1 protein-coding gene is annotated in these 671 nt (G+C 48.1%); it reads left to right on the forward strand.

Features of this window, described 5'->3' with window-relative positions; translation table 11 throughout:
- Positions 1-139 precede the first annotated feature (139 nt).
- A complete protein-coding gene (locus tag AN477_RS21995) occupies positions 140-652 on the forward strand; it encodes a hypothetical protein (protein ID WP_157062121.1) in 513 nt (170 codons plus the stop codon).
- Positions 653-671: the final 19 nt, after the last annotated feature.

Genomic DNA, 671 nt, shown 5'->3' on the forward strand with positions numbered 1-671 from the left:
TTGAGATTCAGTACAATGCACCGTTGCCGTTTGATAAAGCACTCACATTGTTTGGCGGACCTGTTCTCAGTGCAACCGTCCCGATGACCACGCAAGCATCTTATTGGAACGAGGTGCAGTACACGGGAGCAAACCCATGATGAAGACGGCACAACGCTCTATGAAACGTTTCTACCAATTTTTACGCCGTGAAGATGGTTATACGGTTGCATTAAATCTCACGTTTCTATTCGTCACTTTAGGTATGGTAATGCTCGCCATTTTGATGTGGTTTGGCACTGCGATGACCGCTTACGCCTCTCTCAGAAATGCCGCGACGAGTGCCGCATTTGCAGCACAAGCTCAGGTGTCGCAACAAAATTCTGGTTCCGGGACAGGGTTTTCAACGGGCGTCGATTGGGTGCTTCAAAACGACTATCAAAGTGCCGCAAATACGCTGTTTGAGACCCAAGTGTCCAACCTTCACTTGGATAGTGCGTTTACAAACTTACAGTGTTCCACGAGTTCGAATGGCAATCACATTATCGTGACTGTGACTGGCTCCTACTTGCCTTTGTTTTTGCAGAAGGTTTCTCAAAGGTATCCCGTGATTGAGGCACTGTCTGTTCCCATGAAGTCGACGGTGTCTGAAGAGTACAAGGTCGTAGGTTAGAGGGGGTGTTAAGCGATGG

It is taken from the genome of Paenalicyclobacillus ferrooxydans (assembly GCF_001399675.1).
Taxonomy (GTDB): domain Bacteria; phylum Bacillota; class Bacilli; order Alicyclobacillales; family Alicyclobacillaceae; genus Alicyclobacillus_B; species Alicyclobacillus_B ferrooxydans.